General features: G+C 37.7%; 2 protein-coding genes. Both read right to left on the reverse strand.

Going from position 1 to position 3,014, the window contains the following annotated elements; all coding sequences use genetic code 11:
* Positions 1–57: 57 nt before the first annotated feature.
* Positions 58–1,848, reverse strand: coding sequence for a pentapeptide repeat-containing protein (locus F6K13_RS25965; RefSeq protein WP_287288844.1), 1,791 nt, complete (start codon positions 1,846–1,848; stop codon positions 58–60).
* Between the two features lie 40 nt (positions 1,849–1,888).
* Positions 1,889–3,014, reverse strand: a 1,126-nt coding sequence (locus F6K13_RS25970) for an ABC transporter substrate-binding protein (RefSeq protein ID WP_287288846.1), incomplete at its 5' end; no start/stop codon positions are given.

The raw sequence follows: 3,014 nt of genomic DNA on the forward strand, positions 1-3,014 counted from the left end.
TCATCTTCCACCATCCACATGTAGGCTTTGAATTGACGAGAGGTTACGTCTGTTAGACTATCTCCGACAACAGGGTACAACACAGGAAAAATTTCTTCCATAGTGGCTTCTGGAGTTGGTTGGGAAGTTGGTTGGGCATGTAAGTGCAGTCTCCGTTGCTAGATTTGACCCTCCCCAAAGTATCTGAACATTAGGATTATTTTTAAGTAGTTTTTTAACCTTTATAATATCCCTGGTAGAAGTAACGCTAACGGAGTCAACAATTTCAAACGAGACATTCGATTCATTTATCGCTTTTGATACCCCTTGAAGATAGGGGTAGTAGCGATCGTAGACAGCACCATCAACCAAGGCAATTTGAACCGATTGTCTTGAGGAGGAATTGGGCAGTAAATTCTTTTGAGTCCATTGTGCTATGTATTGGCCTGAATCATAGCCCATTTGGAAACTATTTGTATTAAAGCAAGCAATGGCTAAATCTTCTGCTTTGATAAAATCGAAGCAGAAATCTACAGTGATAATAGCCACTCCAGCATCGCTAGCCTTTTTCAGCGCAGGAAGTGAGTCAACGGGATCTTCAGGTGTTAAGATAATCCCATCCATACCATCATCGATCAACTGCTTAATTATTTTGGCTTCGTTCTCCACACCACTGGAATGAGAAATCCCCCAAATTTCCACACGACGGTTAGCAGCACGACGCATCCCCAATTCATAGGCATCGGAAAGACTTTGACCAGTTTCTGGTTTGAGCAAAGCTATCCGTAAACGAGGTAATCGTTCTTGTTCGATCTGCTGTTCCCAATTAGGCATCTTAGTAGTTTCCTGCCAATTTTTAGACCGTTTAATTTGAAATGTTGACCACATTTTTGCTCCCCACAGATCGGCCCCTTTTAATTCGGTTTCTCGCAGATTAGTGGGCTTTAATTGCGCTCCTGTGGCTTTAGTCGTGCTACTTAAATCGGCAAAACGCAAGGTGGCATTCTCTAGATTAGCTTTATAAAAATCAGCCCCCCTTAAATCTGCTCGATTAAAATTCGCTGATTGTAATTTGGCTCGATGGAAAATAGCATTACGGGAATTAGCCCATAAGGCTCTAATCTTGACTAGACTAGCTTCAGAGAAATTGGCTGCTTGAAGGTTAGCTCCATACAAATTACTATTATCTAAATTACTATCTTGGAGTATGGCTTTCTTTAAGTTGGCTTGTGCTAAATTCGCACCCTGTAATTGGGCACCCGTTAGATCCGCACCTTTTAAATTAGCCTTGGCCAAATTTGCACCCTGGAGATTACTCCCTCGTAAATTAATTCCGACAAGACTTGCACCTGAGAGATCAGCTTCTTCTAAATTTGAATGGGAGAGATCCATTGAATATTTATTAACCTTCAGTGAACCCTGACTGAAAGATAAAGATTGGCAAGGATTAAGGGTAAGATTAGGCATTTTTGCTTTAGGTGCTTTTAGTCCTGGATTACCTTGGCAACTTTTATTATTTAAAACTTTCAGGGCAGCAATCCGTGCGTCACTATATTCATGGCCAGATTCTTCACGCAGAACATTTCGAGCTTCTTGTATCTTCTGTTCGTTTCGAGCAGGTATGGTAATCACATAAGATACCACGGCCAACAACAGTGCGCCCTCACTTAACATAACTGTTAACTTAAAGAAAGATAAATCTTGCAGCCATTCAACAAAATCATAAATTTTGGCGTCTACAATAGAAATGGGGTTCAATAATTTAGGTTCTTTTAATCTAGTCTTTTCAGGACTGCTTTTAGATTTTTCAGAATTGAGAGACTCAGGATTACTCATTTCTTCTAGTAAATTTTTTTCTCTTTTATCCATTAGTTATTTTTCCGATAAAAAAACCAATAATAATCAATAATTATTGAAATATATCCCTTAATTTATCTTGCTTTAAATGTTTAAATCCTTGAGGGGTAAGAACAGTTATTGAAACAAGCTCAGAGGACTGAGTTCTGCCTTGAGTTAAATCAATTGCAATACCACCTAGATCGAATTTGGAAATAGCAACCTGTTTTAAAAAGCTTTCACGATTAATTTTTCCTGGTATTGCTCTGAGAATTTTTAAAGTCATTTTTCCTACAATATATCCTTCTAAAGATACACGATCAAACTCGTTTTTTAGCTTGGATTTTGCTTCTTGAACAATAGGTAGATTGGAGTCTAATGAGGGAACAACTTCTGTGATAATCACTTTCTCTTTGACACCGTATTCTTCTAAGTCAAACTGTAATTCCTCTGCATGAGCAAATGACAGGGACGAAATGACCCAATCCTCTCTTTTCTCTTGAGCTAACTTAATAAATCGTGCGATATTAGTAGAAGTTCCTGCTGTGACGACTAATCTACAGTTTATTCCTGTGCTTTTTTCCCACTTTTTTAATGAATTATAACCTTCTTTTACATAGGGAGTATTACGGGGATAAAATCCTACGGGGCTAAGGAAAGGATTGTCTTTATTTCCCTTTTCTTTATACTCTAAAACTTGGTCATAGGGACGTAAGATATTCTCTTCAACCTTTGCTTTTACTAAAGCGTGTCTGACTCCTTTTAATCCCGATATACCATAGCTGTCATCTTGAACATAAGCACAGATTTCAGAGGGTTTTACCCCAAATTTTAAAGCCATTTTAACTACAGTTTCTATTTCCTTTGCATAAGTTGCACGATAATTAATAATTAGTTCAGATTGCGATCGCAAAAGTTCAGAACCAGTATAAAAACCAATGGCAGGAATATTATTTTCCTTTAAAATTGGCAATGTTTGTTTTGCGGTGGGTGTACCGACATTTCCAATCATCAAAAAAATGCCAGATTGAATTAACTGTTGTGTTTTTTGACGAGCAACTGAAGGCTCATAATAATCATTTTCAAAGATTAACTTAATTTTTTTTGCCTGTACTAATTGGTTATCAAGTGCAGCTTTTAAACCAGATTTCATCCTATTCCCTAAAATCTCTTCTTGTCCTTGCTTTAGAAGGACAAGA

Origin of the sequence: Okeania sp. SIO2B9 (genome assembly GCF_010672505.1) — a bacterium.
GTDB lineage: Bacteria > Cyanobacteriota > Cyanobacteriia > Cyanobacteriales > Microcoleaceae > Okeania > Okeania hirsuta.

Coding starts and splice junctions, on each gene's coding strand:
- F6K13_RS25965 (WP_287288844.1), bottom strand. CDS start 1,848: ATGGATAAAAGAGAAAAAAATTTACTAGAAGAAATGAGTAATCCTGAG.